The following is a 15,604-nucleotide window of genomic DNA, read 5'->3' as shown; positions in this document are numbered from 1 at the left end:
CCAGGCCGGGCGGGCCGTTCGGGAACGGATCAGGAGAGACCGGGCTGCAACTGCGCTGCGACCGCGCCGTACTGGTTCATCTCGGTCAGGCCCGGCGAGTAGAGGTGGATGCTGACGGCCGGCTCCAGTGCGGCGTTGACCACCTCGTGCAGATAGCCCGACGAGAACACCCTCTGCCCGCCGGGGCGCAGGGTCCGCGAGTTGTCGCCCGCATCGGTCAGCGAGCGCTCGACGAGCTCGCCCTGAACCACCGTCATGACACCGGAGGAGTCGCCGTGGTCGTGGAAGCCGCTGCTCTGGCCGGGAAGCCAGCTGAGCAGCCAGACCTCGTAGCCGGGGCCGGTCTCCAGCCGGGAGTACCAGCGGGTCAGCGCGTCGTAGCGGACCAGCGGGGCCCAGCGGTCGCGGTCGGCGGCGATCTCGCGGACCAGCCGCGCGTAGCCCGCCACGGTGGTGGGGTGGCGGGGCAGGTCGGTGCGGGCCAGGTGCGGGAAGGCCAGCGGGTCCCCGGCGATGCTGACGTCGCTGAGCCCGTCGGCCCACGGGTGCAGCGGCGCGGGCAGCTGGACGGGCAGCTGCACGGTGGCGCTCGCGGCGACGGTGGCTCGGCGGGCGGGCTTGTTGCGGTCGCGATTGCGCTTGCGGGGGCGGAGGCGGTTGCGCATGGCGTGGTCCTCGGAGGCGGCTGGTGGCGGGAGGAGGGATCAGCCGGATCCGCGGGGAGTGGAGCGATGCGCGGGCGGCCTCAGTAGTCCTGCAGGCGGCGCGCAGAGGGCCGAGCGAACAGGCCGGCGCGCCTAGCGACAACAGGAACAGAGGCAGCGACAGAGCGAGCTCGCGGCATGGCGAAGCGCCAGGTGGCTGCTTCGGCGCGCGATGGACTCGGTCATGCCCAAAAGGAGACAGGCTGGAGGGGGCCGCTGTCAACTCTCTCCGACAGACATTCGGGTCACATCAGGGAGAAATCACTGGATCAGGTGATAAGTCGGCCTCTAGGTTTCGATGCGTAGATCGCCGGGAAGGCAGCCGGATGACCGGGTTGATCCCTGGTCAGGCCCGCACGGTCGACGGTGCGCTGGGCCGCATTGCCGACTGAGCGTCTGCCCCGCAACCGGAACCGGTCCGGCGTACGTCCCGGTGGGTGGGGGTTCGGATCGGCCGCCGGGTGGAGCGCGTCACCTGCGAGCTGCGGAAAGTCTGCCTTGTCCGGATATGTACACTATTTGTGAGGGCTTGGTTCCGGGGAGTGAATTCCCGACCCAATACCAGAGCTCGGCTTGACTGGGCCAGAGTGGCGCACATGTAATTTCTCTCGTGTCGTTCAGCCGATCCAGGCCAACGGCCACATGCACGGGGACGCCAAGAGTGGCAGAGGAGGCGCGCCAATGAGCGAGCTCTTTGAGCTGTTGATCGGTGAGGACACCGAAGAGGAAGAGGAACTCGGCTGGCAGGAGCGCGCACTGTGTGCCCAGACCGACCCGGAGTCCTTCTTTCCGGAGAAGGGCGGATCCACCCGCGAGGCCAAGAAGGTCTGCCTCGCCTGCGAGGTGCGTTCCGAGTGCCTTGAGTACGCCCTCGCCAACGACGAGCGTTTCGGAATCTGGGGCGGGCTCTCCGAGCGCGAACGCCGTCGACTCAAGAAGAGCGCGGTCTGACCGCCGCGGTTATTCGCAGAATCAGCCCCTTCGCAGAATCTGCGCAAGACCCACCAGCTGTGCAGGACTCACCGCAGTCGGGCAAGCGCCTCGCCGCATCGGCGGGGCGCTTTCGCGTTTTCACGCGCCGCTCGGAGCGGGGGCCGCCCGAGCTCCCGCACCGGGCTGGGCACAGCACCCCACCGGGTGGGCAACCCGTCCAGCTGGAGCCGTTAGTGTGGTGCGCCACCTGCCGTCCACCGGAACCGGGGCCTGCGCACTCGATGACTGCCTACAGCCACCAGAGCGGCTACTCAGACCAGCCCTCGTCCGCCCACCTGCCTCGCGGCCGCTACGGAGCCGGCGAATCCCGCCCACCGGCCTATCCGCGCCACCTGGTCACCGCCGTCATCGTCTCGCACGACGGCGCGCGCTGGCTGCCGCAGGCGCTGGCCGGCCTGCTCGGCCAGGACCGGCAGGTGCAGCGCGTCCTCGCGGTGGACACCGGCAGCACCGACGCCTCGCCGCAGCTGCTCGCCGACACCCTGGGCGACTGGCTCCCCGAGAGCGGTCCGATCGTCCTGGGCCGCCGGGCCGGCTTCGGCACCGCCGTGGCCGAGGCCGTCTTCAACAGCCCGCCGCTGCGCCCCGAGGACCTCCCCTACAGCCTCGACCCCTCCGGCTACGACCCGGTCACCGGCGGCTGGGACGACTTCGGCGACCCGCTCGCCTCCGAGGACGACCTGGGCTCCGGCGGCCCGCGCGAGACCCAGCCGGTCGAGTGGCTCTGGTTGCTGCACGACGACTGCGAGCCGCAGACCGACGCGCTGCGCCGACTGCTCCAGGTCGCCGACACCACCCCCTCCGCCGCCGTCATCGGTCCCAAGCTGCGCAGCTGGTACGACCGTCGCCAGCTGCTCGAAGTCGGCGTCACCATCGCCCGCTCGGGCCGTCGTTGGACCGGCCTGGACCGCCGCGAGCAGGACCAGGGCCAGCACGACCAGGTCCGCCCGGTGCTCGCCGTCTCCAGCGCCGGCATGCTGGTGCGCCGCGACGTCTTCGAGCAGCTCGGCGGCTTCGACCGCGCGCTGCCGCTGATGCGCGACGACACCGACTTCTGCTGGCGGGTCAACGCCGCCGGCCACCGCGTGGTGGTCGCCCCGGACGCCGTGCTGCGGCACGCCGAGGCCGCCAGCCGCGAGCGCCGCGCCATCGACTGCGGCGCGGCGCACCCGCACCGGGTCGACAAGGCCGGCGCCGTCTACACGCTGCTCGCCAACTCCAAGCGGACGGTCTTCCCGTACGTCCTGCTCCGGCTGGTGCTCGGCACCCTGCTGCGGGTGCTGGCCAACCTGGTCGGCAAGGACCCCAAGCAGGCGCTCGACGAGATCGCCGGCCTCGGCCACGAACTCGTCCGCCTGCCGCGCCTGCTGCGGGCCCGCAAGCGCCGTGCGCAGACCCGCAGTTACGACCCGCTGGACGACCGCAGCCTCTTCCCGCCGCCCGGTGCCACCGCCCGGCTGGCGATCGAGACCGCCGTCGGCTCACTCGGCATCGGCGGCGGTGACGACAGCAACATCGGTCGGCACGGCTCGGCCGAGTCCGGACCCGGCGAGGACGACAACGAGGTCCTCGAGGTCGAGCAGTTCGCGCTGATCAAGAAGCTCGCCCGGCGCCCGGCACCGGTGCTCTTCGCCGCCCTGCTGGTCTTCGCGCTGATCGCCGGCCGCAACCTGCTGGGCAGCGGCTCGCTGCTCGGCGGCGCCCTGCTGCCCGCCTCCGACGGCGCCTCGGGCCTGTGGAACATGTACGCGGCGAGCTGGCACCCGGTCGGCGCGGGCAGCACCGCGACCGCCCCGCCGTACCTGGCGATGCTCTCGGTGCTCTCCTGGCTGCTGTTCGACCACGCCGACCTGGCGATCACCCTGCTGCTGGTGCTCTCGGTGCCGCTCGCGGCGGTCAGCGCCTACCTGGTCTCCCGTCCGCTGCTCGGCTCCAAGCTGGTGCGGGCCTGGGCGAGCGCCACCTACGCGCTGCTGCCCGCCGCCACCGGCGCGATCGCGCAGGGGCGGATCGGCACGGCCGTGCTCCTCGTGCTGCTGCCGCCGCTGGCCCGCGCCGCCGCCGTCTCGGCCGGGCTCGGGATCCGCAAGGAGACCGCCGCCAAGGGCGCCCGCCCCGGCTGGCGGTCCACCTGGATGACCGTCGCGCTGCTCACCGCCTGCACCGCCTTCGTGCCGCTGACCTGGGCGATCGCCGTCCTGCTGTCGCTGGCCGCGCTGGTCGCGGCGGTGCTGCGCGGCGGCGCGTACGGCAGCGGTCTCGACGCGGTGCGGCTGCTCGGGCTGCGCGTCGCGGTGACCCTGGGCGTGCCGGTGCTGGTGCTCGCGCCGTGGTCCCTGCAGGTACTCGCGCACCCGTCGCGGCTGCTGCTGGAGGCCGGTCTGCCGGGCTTCGACGGCCACCAGGCCGGGGCGCTCGGTCTGCTGCTGGTCAACCCGGGCGGCGCCGGTGTGCCGCCGGTCTGGCTCTCGGCGGGCGTGCTGCTCACCGCGCTGGCCGCGCTGCTGCGCGCCGACCGCCGGCGCGCCGTGCTGGCCGCCTGGGGCGCGGCCGGCGCCTGCCTGCTCTTCGCCGTGGTGGTGGCCGGTACCAGCGTGACGCCGGCCTCCGGCGGCCTGCCGGTCGCCGCCTGGGCCGGCCCGGCCACGCTGCTCAGCGGTATCGCGCTGCTGGCCGCGGCGGCGATCGGCGCCGACGGTGCCAACGCCCGGGTGGCCGGGATCGCCTTCGGCTGGCGCCAGCCGGTGGCCGCCCTGGTGGTCCTCTCCGCCCTGCTCGCGCCGTTCGGCACCGCCGTCTGGTGGGCCGTCAGCGGCGCGGACGGCCCGCTGCACCGCACTTCGCAGTCCCAGGTGCCCGCCTTCATCGCGGAGGAGGCCGGCACCACCGACCGCTCCCGCACCCTGGTGCTGACCGGGAACGCCGCCGCCACCCAGGTGCACTTCGCGTTGGTCCGCGGCGCCGGCCTGACCCTGGGCCAGGCCGAGGGCACGGTGGACACCGGGGGCTCCACCAAGGACTCGCTGACCAAGCTGGTCGGCAGCCTGCTGGCCGGCTCCGGTGCCGACCAGGCGAGCGCGCTGGCGGGCTACGGCGTGGCGTACGTGCTGGTCGAGGACCCGATGATCGGCAAGGTCTCCGACGTCCTGGACACCACGCCCGGCCTGACCAAGATGAGCCAGGACAACGGCACCGCGCTCTGGCAGGTGACGGGCCGTCCGGCCACCCGCGCGGTGATCACCGCCGGGACCGCGCTGCCGATCCCGGTCGCCTCCGGCGCCGAGTCGATCAACACCTCGATCCCGGCCGGTCCGGCCGGCCGGGTGCTGCGACTGGCCGAGCAGGCCGACCCGGACTGGCAGGCGACCCTGAACGGCACCGCGCTGACCCGGGTCACCGTGGACGGCTGGGCGCAGGGCTTCCAGCTGCCCGCGGGCGGCGGCACGCTCGTCGTCACCCGCAGCAGCAGCCTGCTGCACACCGGCTGGATCTGGGCCCAGCTGCTGCTGGGCCTCACCGTGCTGGTGCTGGCCCTGCCGGGCCGCCGCAGCACCAAGGACGACGACCTGCCCGAGGAGGTGCTGGCCGCCGCCGCGCTGGCCGCCGCCGCCCAGGCGCAGGCGCCGGTACCCGGCAGCCGCCGGGCCCGCCGGATGGCCGAGCGCGGCGAGGGCGAGGGCGAGCAGCCGGAGACCGACCCCGGGGTCTACGGGGGCTCGCCCGGCATCCCGCAGCAGCCCACCGGCGAGCCATACCAGGCGCCCGCGCCGGTGCCCGGCTACGACCCGTACCAGCAGGCGGACCTGCAGCAGGGCGAGTACCAGCAGGTCGACCCGTACGGCTACGACCCGTACGCGGCCCAGCCGACCTACGACCCCTATGCGGCGCAGCCGCAGTACGCGGGCGAGCAGTACCCGGCGGAGCAGCCCTACCAGGGCGATCCCTACGCAGCCCAGCAGCAGCCGTACCAGCAGGAGTACGGCTACGACCCGTACGCCGCCCCGCAGGGCTACCCGCCGGCCGAGCAGCCCTGGCTGCCGGGCCAGCAGCAGCCCTACCACCCCGACGATCCCTCCTACGGCGGCGGCCACCCGCACCACGACGGAGCTGACCCGCGATGAAGAAGCCCGCCCTGAAGAAGCCGACGCTCAAGAAGCCCGAGCTCTCCCTCAAGCGCCCCGGTCCGGCCGCCCTGGGCGGCGCCAGCCGCACCGGCGTCTCGCTGCTGGCCGCCGCCGGCGTGCTGGTCCTGGTGCTGGGCGTCGCCGAGGCGCGCCCGCCGGCCGCGCCCGCCGGGCCCGCGGCGGGCGCGGCGGTCACCGCGCAGGTCGAGCGGACGGCCGCGGTCTGCCCGCAGCCGATGCAGGGGCTGACCGGCACCACCACGATCACCGCGCTCACGCCGGGCGCCGGTGGCTCGACGGCGGGCGGCAGCGGGACGGTCACGGTCGTGAACCCGCCGACCCCGGTCGCCGCGGCGCCGTCGCCCGCGCCCTCGGGTGCGCCGGCCGGCTCGCCGCCGCCATCACCCGCGGCCTCGGCGCCCGCAGCCCCGGCGCCCGCCGCGGGCCAGGCCCCGCCCGCCCCCGCCCTGCTGACGCTGACCAAGCCCGGTGTGCCGGTCAGCGTGCAGGCACCGGGCGGCGACACCGCCCCCGGCAGTTCGGCGGTCGCCACCGGTGCCTACGCGCCCGGCTTCACCGTCACCCAGACCACGATCGTCACCGACCAGCGCGGCATGGGCATGTCCGGCGTGACCTGCCAGCCCGACGGGACCGACTTCTGGTTTGCCGGCGCCGCTGCGGCGGGCGACCGGGCCGACTATGTCGACCTCACCAACGTCGGAGCGGCCTCGGCCGTGGTGGACATCAAGCTCTACGGTGCCCAGGGCGAGGTCGACAGCGACGCGGCGGCCGGCATCGCCGTCCCGCCCGGCGGCTCCCAGGCGGTCCTGCTCTCCACCCTGACCAACAACACCGCGGTGAACGACCTCGCCGTCGAGGTGGTCGCCCGCAGCGGCCGGATCAGCGCCAACCTGCACGCCTCGGACGGCTCCAACGGCTCCGACTGGATCCCCGCCTCGGTCGCCCCGGCACCCTCCCAGGTGCTGGCCGGCTTGCCCGCCGACCTCTCGGCCATGCGGCTGATCGTGATGGCCCCCGGCGGCGACGACGCCGACCTGAAGATCCAGCTCTCCGGCCAGAACGGCTGGTTCACCCCGGCCGGCCACGAGACCATCCACGTCAAGGCGGGCATGGTCAACGCCGTCGACCTCGGCCAGATCACCCGCGGCGAGGTCTCCGCGCTGCGGCTGACGCCCAGTGACCCGCAGAACGCCACGCCGGTGGTGGCCGGCCTGCGGGTCGACCGCGGGGGAAGCGGCAAGTCGGACTCCGCGTGGCTGACCGGCAGTCTGCCGATCGGCCAGCGGGCCACCGTCGCGGACGTCCGCGGCGGCGGCGCCTCCACGCTCTACCTCACCGCCACGGGCGACGCGGCGACCGTCCGGGTGACCGCCTCGGCGGGCACCGGTGGCGGCACGCCGACCACCAAGGACGTCCAGGTCCCGGCCGGCGCCACGGTGTCGCTGCCGTCGCCCGAACCGGCCGGCGGCACCGGCAACTTCGGTGTCAGCCTGCAGACGCTCACGGGCGGCCCGGTGGTGGCGGCCCGGATGCTGGCGGTGAACACCAACAGCGTGCCGATGTTCACCATCCAGGCGCTGAACGACGATCACAGCAACGTCGTGGTGCCGCAGGCGGACCAGGACCCGGGGATCCTGGCGCACTGACGGCGAGCTCAGGGCTGACGGCTGCCGGGCCGTCAGCCCTCGTCGTCAGCCCTCGCGGTCAGTCCTCGCGGTCAGTCCTCGCGGTCAGTCCTCGTCGTCGTAGCGCGGGTCGATGGCCTCCGGCGAGAGCCCGAGCAGCTCGGCGACCTGCTCGATCAGGATCTCGTGCACCAGGGCCGCCCGGTCGTCGCGGGTCTTGGCCCGGATCTCCACCGGCCGCCGGTAGACCACGATCTGGCTCTTGCGGCCCTGCCGGGCGGGCACCACCTGGCCCAGCGGCACCGAGCCGGGCACCGGATCGTCCGCTCCGGCCTCGGGCACCTCGTCGACGGCGAACTCGACGTCCATCAGCTGCGGCCAGCGCCGCTCCAGCCGCTCCACCGACTCGCGCACGTAGTCGTCGAAGAGTTCGGCGCGGCTCAGCGAGATCGGCACCTGAGGTGGCGCCAGCGGCCCGCGCAGGCCGCGACCGTGCCGGTCACGGCGCCTGGGTCCGCGCGGCGGTCCGGCGGGCGGCTGCGGTACGGGCGGCTGCGGTACGGGCGGTTTCGGTGCGGAGCTCTCCATATCACCGACGAGCCTAGCCCCAGGAGGCCCGGAAATGGACCAGACGGGCACCAACGGGCCCGCGTTCGAACGCGACACGAAACCCACTCCTGGGGGTGCGTCTTAGGCACTGGGCCATTGGTGCGGTACCGTCCACCCTCGTGAGCCCTGTACGTCGTTGTTCGCGGACCGCGTGCGGCCGACCGGCCGTCGCGACCCTGACGTACGTCTACGCCGACTCCACGGCGGTCCTGGGCCCGCTCGCCACCTACGCCGAGCCGCACTGCTACGACCTCTGCGCCGAGCACGCCGAGCGGCTGACCGCCCCGCGCGGCTGGGAGGTGGTCCGGCTGGCCGTCGACGCCGGCCCGATGCGCCGCAGCAGCGACGACCTGGAGGCCCTGGCCAACGCCGTCCGCGAGGCCGCCCGCCCGCAGGACTACGCGCCCCGCCCGGTCCGCCCCACCGAGGGCGATCCCGCCGAGGCCGGCCGCCGCGGCCACCTCAGAGTGCTCCGCTCCCCGGACAACTGAGCGTCACAACCGCGCCATCCGCACCCGGTACGCTGCTTCCCTGCCCGGACGCACGCGACAAATCGCGCATCCGCGGCGACCTATCGTGACCGTGGGCGACCAGCCCATCCCATCGACACACACCAGGGTGGAGCCGCAGTGCGCGACCTCAAGCAGCTCGTGAAGGCGTACGACGTCCGAGGCGTCGTCCCGGACCAGTGGGACGAGAGCCTGTCCCGTGCCTTCGGCGCCGCATTCGTGCAGGTCACCGGTGCCTCGGCGATCGTCGTCGGCCACGACATGCGCCCCTCCTCGCCGAGCCTGACGCGGGCCTTCGCCGAGGGCGCGGCCGCCCGCGGCGCGGATGTCACCGAGATCGGCCTCTGCTCCACCGACCAGCTCTACTACGCGAGCGGCAAGCTGGACCTGCCCGGCGCGATGTTCACCGCGAGCCACAATCCGGCCGAGTACAACGGCATCAAGCTCTGCCGCGCGGGTGCCGCCCCGGTCGGCGAGAACACCGGCCTGGCCGAGATCCGCGAGCTGGTGCAGAGCTGGATCGGTGAAGACGACACCGTGACCATCCCGGCCGTCGACGCCGTCCCCGGCACGCTGACCCAGCAGGACACCCTGCGCGGCTACGCCGACCACCTGCTCGGCCTGGTCGACCTGACCTCGATCCGCCCGCTCAAGGTCGCGGTGGACGCGGGCAACGGCATGGGCGGCCACACCGTCCCGACCGTCCTGGCGGGCCTGCCGCTGGACGTCGTGCCGATGTACTTCGAGCTGGACGGCACCTTCCCCAACCATGAGGCCAACCCGCTCGACCCGAAGAACCTGGTCGACCTGCAGGCCAAGGTCAAGGAGGTCGGCGCCGACATCGGCCTGGCCTTCGACGGTGACGCCGACCGCTGCTTCGTGATCGACGAGCGCGGCGAGCCGGTCTCGCCGTCCGCCATCACCGCCCTGGTCGCGGTGCGCGAGCTGGCCCGGGCCAGGGCGAACGGCGAGGAGGGCGCGACGATCATCCACAACCTGATCACCTCCTGGACCGTCCCCGAGGTGGTCCGCGAGCACGGCGGCAAGCCGGTCCGCACCCGGGTCGGCCACTCCTTCATCAAGCAGGAGATGGCCGAGACCGACGCGATCTTCGGCGGCGAGCACTCCGCGCACTACTACTTCCGCGACTTCTGGCGGGCCGACACCGGCATGCTCGCCGCGCTGCACGTGCTCGCCGCGCTCGGCGGCCAGCCGGGCACGCTCTCCGCGCTGACCGAGGAGTACGACCGCTACGCCGCCTCGGGCGAGATCAACAGCACCGTCGCCGACCAGGCCGACCGCTCGGCCGCCGTGCGCGCCGCGTACGGCTCGCTGGCGGGCGTCAGCGTCGACGAGCTGGACGGCCTGACCATCGCCGGCGACGACTGGTGGTTCAACCTGCGCGCCTCCAACACCGAGCCGCTGCTGCGCCTGAACGTCGAGGCCAAGGACCCGGCGAGGATGGCCGAGCTGCGCGATGCGGTGCTCGCGCTGGTCCGCGCCTGACCTCTCTCCGACCCGTGGCCCCGGCCGGTAGTCTTGCTACCGGCCGGGGCGCCGTCGCACCCCGTCGCACCCTGACGCACTGGAGTCCGCAGCCCATGACCCTCGAACCGTTCCTCCTGGAGATCCTGGTCTGCCCGCAGTGCCGGGCAGCACTGACCGAGGCCGGCACCGCCGAGCAGCTGGAACTGGCCTGCACCGGTGACGACTGCGGTCTGCTCTACCCGGTCCGCGACGGTATTCCCGTCCTCCTCGTTGACGAGGCCCGCCGCCCCGCCTGAGTCCGGAGGCCAGCCGCATGCTCGACGACAGCCTGCTCGACGACCCGGCCGCTCTGCAGCGCGCCGACCTGGACCACGCGCTGCTCGCCCTCGCCGGTGCCGGCGCCCGGGTCCGTACCGCGCTGCGGCTGGCCGAGGCGGCCGGCCTGGACCGCCTCCAGCCCGACGGCCGCCCGCGCGCTGTCCTGGTGGCCGGCCACGGCAGTGCGCTGACGGCCGGTGAGGCGCTCGCCGCGCTGGCCGGCACCGCCACGCTGATCCGGCCGCTGCCCGCTGCCGACGCCCGCCCGGCCGGCGGCAGCTCCGCCTTCAGCACCGGCCTGACCTGGCAACTGCCCGGCTGGGTGGGCCCGTTGGATCTGCTGGTGATCGCCTCGGCGGACGGCGGCGAGCGCGGTCTGATCGCCCTGGCCGAGCAGGGGTACGCGCGCGGCTGCGCCATCGCGGTGATCTCCCCGCCGGATCGACCGCTGGCCGAGGCCGCCCTCCAGGTGCGCGCGCTGCCGCTGCCGTACGTGTCGTCGGCCACCGCCGAACCGGCCGAGGCCGCCGAGCCGGACCTGCCCGCCGAGGACCCGGCCGCCCTGTGGGCCTTCCTCGCACCGCTGCTCGCGCTGGCCGCCCGGATCGGCGTCCTGCCGCTCGCCGCCCGCGCGCTGGAGGAGCTCGCGGACCTGCTGGACGAACTCGCGGTCCGCCACCGGCCGGACGCCGCCGCCTACCTCAACCCGGCCAAGGGCCTGGCCGCCCGGCTGGCCGAGACCGTCCCGCTGCTCTGGAGCGAGGGCCCGGTCGCCGCAGTGGCCGCCGACCGCTTCGCCGCGATGCTCGCGGACCGGGCCGGCCGACCCGCCGTCACCGGGCAGCTGCCGCAGGCGCTCACCGCGCACCGCGGCATGTTCGCCGGCCGGCTCGGCGCGGGCGCGGACCCGGACGACTTCTTCCGCGACCGGGTGGAGGAGCCCGATCCGCTGACCCTGCAGGTCCTGCTGCTGCGGCACGTCCCGCAGCAGGGCACCGAGCCGGACGAGCAGAGCGGCCCGGAGTCCGGCTCGGCCACCCACGGCGTGCGTCGCGCCCACCGGCTGGCGGCCAACCACGACGTGCGGCTCACCGAGTACGTCGGTCTGCGCCAGGAGCCGCTGGAGGCACTGGCCGAGCTGGTCGCGCTCACCGACTTCGCGGCCGTCTACCTGGGCCTGGCGGCGGACTCCGGGCACTGATCCGCCGGTCGGCTAGGGTCGAGAGGCCTTTTGCCACCCAGAGAACCATCCCGAACCACCCCGAACCACCCCGACCAAGGAGCAGGGCCGCGCCGATGGACCGCCTCGCCAACACCGTCCGTCCCTACGCCTGGGGCTCGACCACCGCCATCCCGGCCCTGCTCGGCGAGCAGCCCACCGGCGAGCCGCAGGCCGAGCTCTGGCTGGGCGCCCACCCCGGTTCGCCGTCCCGGCTGGACCGCGGCGCCGGCCCGCGCCCGCTGGACGAGGTGATCGCCGAGGACCCGGCCGCCGAGCTCGGCGCCGAGGCGGTCGAGCGCTTCGGCCCGACCTTGCCGTTCCTGCTCAAGGTGCTCGCCGCCGGTCTCCCGCTCTCCCTGCAGGTCCACCCGGACCTGGGTCAGGCGCGCGCCGGCTTCGCCGCCGAGGAGGCCGCCGGGATCCCGGTCGGGGCCGCCCACCGGAACTACAAGGACGCCAACCACAAGCCCGAACTCATCTGCGCGCTGGACGAGTTCGAGGGCCTGTGCGGCTTCCGCGACCCGCTGGCCAGTGCCGAGCTGATGGACAGCCTGGGCGTCCCCGGGCTCGCCCCGCTGATCGGCCTGCTGCGCACCGAGCCCGCCGAGCGCGCGCTGCGCGAGACGCTGGCCACCGTGCTCACCACCGACCCGGCGGTCGTCGAGGGCACGGTCAAGGAGGTGGCCGCGGCACTGCAGCGGGTGCTGGCCGCCGAGCCCGACTCGCCGCACGCGCCGGCCTGGGCCGGGTACGCCTACGCCGCCGAGCAGTTCCCCGCGGACGCCGGAGTGCTGGCCGCGCTGCTGCTCAACCACTTCCGGCTGCAGCCCGGCGAGGCGATCTACCTCGGCGCCGGCGTGCCGCACGCGTACCTGCGCGGAACCGGCATCGAGATCCTCGCCAACTCCGACAACGTGCTGCGCAGCGGGCTGACCCCCAAGCATGTGGACGTCCCCGAGCTGCTGCGCGTGGTGGTCTTCCAGGCCGGCGACCCGGGCGTGCTGAGCCCGGTCGAGGGCGCCGACGGCGAGGAGCTCTACCCGGTGCCGATCGACGAGTTCCGGCTCTCCCGCTTCACCCTGACGGAGGACGGCCCGGAACGCCGGGTGGACGGTCGGGCGGCGCAGATCCTGCTCTGCACCGAGGGCCGGATCCGGCTCACGGATGCCGAGGGCGAGCAACTGACCCTGGACCAGGGCCAGTCCGCCTATCTGCCCGCCACGGGCGCGCCCACCGCGCTGGCCGGCTCGGGTGTCCTGTTCCGCGCGACCGTGACCCTCTGAGGCCCGGCCGATGAGCGCCGAGGGCGGCACCCGGGCACTTGTCGCGGCGCTGTCCGCGAACCTGGCCATCGCGGTCGGCAAGTTCGCCGCCTTCGCCTTCACCGGCTCCTCCTCGATGCTCGCCGAGGGGGTGCACTCGATCGCCGACTCCGGCAACCAGGTGCTGCTGCTGATCGGCGGCAAACGGGCGACCCGCGCGGCGGACGAGGAGCACCCGTTCGGCTACGGCCGCGAGCGGTACGTCTACGGCTTCCTGGTCGCCATCGTGCTGTTCACCGTCGGCGGGCTCTTCGCGGTCTACGAGGGCTACGAGAAGATCAAGACGCCGCACGAACTGCACGGCTGGTACTGGGCGGTCGGCGTGCTGGTCTTCGCGATCTGCATGGAGGGCTGGTCGTTCCGCACCGCCTTCCGCGAGGCGAGCAAGGTCAAGGGCTCGCTCGGCTGGGCGGCGTACATCCGCCGGGCCAAGGCGCCGGAGCTGCCGGTGGTGCTGCTGGAGGACACCGGCGCGCTGATCGGCCTGGTGCTCGCGCTGATCGGCGTCGGGCTGACGGTGGCCACCGGTAACGGCGTCTGGGACGGCCTGGGCACGCTCTCCATCGGCCTGCTGCTGGTGGCCATCGCGATCGTGCTGGCACTGGAGACCAAGTCGCTGCTGATCGGCGAGTCCGCCGACGCTGCCACGGTGGCGCGGATCCGCACGGCGCTGGTGGACGGCCGCTCGGTCACCGAGGTCATCCATATGCGCACCCTGCACGTCGGCCCGGAGGAGCTCCTGGTCGCCGCGAAGATCGGGGTCCGGCACGACGACACCGCCGCGCGGGTCGCCGAGGCCATCGACGAGGCCGAGGCGAGGGTGCGCGCCGCCGTCCCGATCGCCCGCGCGATCTACCTGGAGCCGGACGTCTACTCGGCCGAGAAGGCCGCCGCCGGTCCCGACCCGGAGGCCACCCCCGGCGGCCCGGGCCACTGACGACGGGTCGGCCCCCACCCGCGTCAGTCTCCGTCCGCGTCCGTTCGGTGTAGATTCGTCCCCGTACGAGCGTCGCTGCTGATGGCGGTCGATCAGGCACCCGCGGTCACACCGCGCGCCTGGTCGAGGGAGAGAGGTCCTGCGACGGATCGTGTTGGAGCACGGCGCCCGCGGCGTCGAACGGCGGTGGACGACACCGCCGGTTCGCCGCGTCCGGACGCCCGGCTGCGACACACCCCCGGACCTTGGCCACATCCCCCCACGCAGCGAGGAGCTGACGCATGTCGTCCAACACCACCGGTGACTTCAAGGTCGCCGATCTCTCCCTTGCCCCGTTCGGCCGCAAGGAGATCCAGCTGGCCGAGCACGAGATGCCCGGCCTGATGTCCATCCGCAAGGAGTTCGCGGCCGCTCAGCCGCTGGCCGGCGCGCGGATCACCGGCTCGCTGCACATGACCGTGCAGACCGCCGTGCTGATCGAGACCCTGGTCGCGCTGGGCGCCGAGGTCCGCTGGTGCTCCTGCAACATCTTCTCCACCCAGGACCACGCCGCCGCCGCCGTCGCGGTCGGCCCCGAGGGCACCCCCGAGAACCCCTCCGGCGTTCCGGTCTTCGCCTGGAAGGGCGAGACCCTGGACGAGTACTGGTGGTGCACCGAGCAGGCGGTCAGCTGGCCGAACGGCCAGACCCCGAACATGATCCTGGACGACGGCGGCGACGTCACCCTGCTGATCCACAAGGGCGTCGAGTTCGAGAAGGCCGGTGCCGCGCCGGACCCGTCCACCGCGGACAACGACGAGTTCCGGATCATCCTGGAGCTGCTCAACCGCACCCTCAAGGACAGCCCGACCAAGTGGACCGAGGTCGCCGCCACCATCAAGGGCGTCACCGAGGAGACCACCACCGGCGTCCACCGCCTGTACGAGATGCACCGCGACGGCAAGCTGCTGTTCCCGGCCATCAACGTCAACGACGCCGTGACCAAGTCGAAGTTCGACAACAAGTACGGCTGCCGCCACTCGCTGATCGACGGCATCAACCGCGCCACCGACGTACTGATCGGCGGCAAGGTCGCGGTCGTCGCGGGCTACGGCGACGTGGGCAAGGGCTGCGCCGAGTCGCTGCGCGGCCAGGGCGCCCGGGTGATCATCACCGAGATCGACCCGATCTGCGCCCTGCAGGCGGCGATGGACGGCTACCAGGTCACCACCCTTGAGGAGGTCGTCTCGATCGCCGACATCTTCATCACCACCACGGGCAACAAGGACATCATCCTTGCCGAGCACATGGAGAAGATGAAGCACCAGGCGATCGTCGGCAACATCGGCCACTTCGACAACGAGATCGACATCGCCGGCCTCACCAAGCTCCCGGGCATCGTGAAGACCGAGGTCAAGCCGCAGGTCCACGAGTGGCGCTTCGCGGACGGCCACACGATCATCCTGCTGTCCGAGGGCCGCCTGCTGAACCTGGGCAACGCGACCGGTCACCCGTCGTTCGTGATGTCCAACTCCTTCGCGAACCAGACGATCGCGCAGATCGAGCTCTTCACCAAGACCGCGGAGTACCCGATCGGCGTCTACGTGCTGCCGAAGCACCTGGACGAGAAGGTCGCCCGTCTCCACCTCGACGCGCTGGGCGTCAAGCTCACCGTGCTGACCAAGGACCAGGCCGACTACATCGGCGTCCCGGTCGAGGGCCCGTACAAGGCGGAGCAGTACCGCTACTGACG

At 73.3% G+C, this 15,604-nt stretch carries 12 protein-coding genes; 10 read left to right on the top strand and 2 right to left on the bottom strand.

All coding sequences use genetic code 11. The features are described 5' to 3' along the window. Positions 1 to 29: 29 nt before the first annotated feature. Positions 30 to 665: a cysteine dioxygenase family protein gene (locus P3T34_RS15140; RefSeq protein WP_280666559.1), complete on the bottom strand. Its 636-nt coding sequence runs from the start codon at positions 663 to 665 to the stop codon at positions 30 to 32. 720 nt (positions 666 to 1,385) lie between these two features. Here P3T34_RS15140 and P3T34_RS15135 point away from each other — a divergent pair. The 3 genes from P3T34_RS15135 (at position 1,386) to P3T34_RS15125 (ending at position 7,488) form a co-directional block, all read left to right on the top strand. Continuing rightward, positions 1,386 to 1,655 carry a WhiB family transcriptional regulator gene (locus tag P3T34_RS15135; RefSeq protein WP_280666558.1) on the top strand — a complete coding sequence of 90 codons (270 nt, stop codon included), beginning with the start codon at positions 1,386 to 1,388 and terminating at the stop codon, positions 1,653 to 1,655. A 263-nt stretch (positions 1,656 to 1,918) separates the two neighbouring features. Next, positions 1,919 to 5,818: a glycosyltransferase gene (locus P3T34_RS15130; RefSeq protein WP_280666557.1), complete on the top strand. Its 3,900-nt coding sequence runs from the start codon at positions 1,919 to 1,921 to the stop codon at positions 5,816 to 5,818. Beyond that, the gene (locus P3T34_RS15125) at positions 5,815 to 7,488 is read left to right on the top strand and encodes a DUF5719 family protein (protein WP_280666556.1); all 1,674 of its coding nucleotides are present in this window, start codon (positions 5,815 to 5,817) and stop codon (positions 7,486 to 7,488) included. Before P3T34_RS15130 ends, P3T34_RS15125 begins: the two co-directional genes overlap by 4 nt. 84 nt (positions 7,489 to 7,572) lie before the next feature. Here the strand turns inward: P3T34_RS15125 and P3T34_RS15120 are convergent, their stop codons facing one another. Beyond that, a complete protein-coding gene (locus P3T34_RS15120) occupies positions 7,573 to 8,055 on the bottom strand; it encodes a metallopeptidase family protein (protein ID WP_280666555.1) in 483 nt (160 codons plus the stop codon). A 140-nt stretch (positions 8,056 to 8,195) separates the two neighbouring features. Here P3T34_RS15120 and P3T34_RS15115 point away from each other — a divergent pair, with 140 nt between their 5' ends. The 7 genes from P3T34_RS15115 (at position 8,196) to ahcY (ending at position 15,602) form a co-directional block, all read left to right on the top strand. Next, a complete protein-coding gene (locus P3T34_RS15115) occupies positions 8,196 to 8,567 on the top strand; it encodes a DUF3499 domain-containing protein (RefSeq protein WP_280666554.1) in 372 nt (123 codons plus the stop codon). A 138-nt stretch (positions 8,568 to 8,705) separates the two neighbouring features. Then, entirely contained in the window at positions 8,706 to 10,091 is a 1,386-nt protein-coding gene (locus P3T34_RS15110) for a phosphomannomutase/phosphoglucomutase (RefSeq protein ID WP_280666553.1), read from the top strand. A 95-nt stretch (positions 10,092 to 10,186) separates the two neighbouring features. After that, positions 10,187 to 10,369 (top strand): Trm112 family protein, encoded by a 183-nt coding sequence (locus P3T34_RS15105; RefSeq protein WP_280666552.1) that lies wholly within the window; start codon positions 10,187 to 10,189, stop codon positions 10,367 to 10,369. A gap of 17 nt (positions 10,370 to 10,386) precedes the next feature. After that, the gene (locus P3T34_RS15100) at positions 10,387 to 11,592 is read left to right on the top strand and encodes an SIS domain-containing protein (protein ID WP_280666551.1); all 1,206 of its coding nucleotides are present in this window, start codon (positions 10,387 to 10,389) and stop codon (positions 11,590 to 11,592) included. A gap of 95 nt (positions 11,593 to 11,687) precedes the next feature. Next, positions 11,688 to 12,896, top strand: coding sequence for a mannose-6-phosphate isomerase, class I (gene manA, locus P3T34_RS15095; RefSeq protein WP_280666550.1), 1,209 nt, complete (start codon positions 11,688 to 11,690; stop codon positions 12,894 to 12,896). 10 nt (positions 12,897 to 12,906) lie between these two features. Beyond that, on the top strand, positions 12,907 to 13,872 hold the full coding sequence (locus P3T34_RS15090) for a cation diffusion facilitator family transporter (RefSeq protein WP_280666549.1): 966 nt from the start codon (positions 12,907 to 12,909) through the stop codon (positions 13,870 to 13,872). Between the two features lie 281 nt (positions 13,873 to 14,153). Further along, positions 14,154 to 15,602 carry an adenosylhomocysteinase gene (gene ahcY / locus P3T34_RS15085; RefSeq protein WP_280666548.1) on the top strand — a complete coding sequence of 483 codons (1,449 nt, stop codon included), beginning with the start codon at positions 14,154 to 14,156 and terminating at the stop codon, positions 15,600 to 15,602. Positions 15,603 to 15,604: the final 2 nt, after the last annotated feature.

The organism is Kitasatospora sp. MAP12-44 (assembly GCF_029892095.1).
Lineage (GTDB): Bacteria > Actinomycetota > Actinomycetes > Streptomycetales > Streptomycetaceae > Kitasatospora.
The sequence above is the reverse complement of the archived record's forward strand: the minus strand, read 5'-3'. Positions and strand labels throughout refer to the sequence as shown.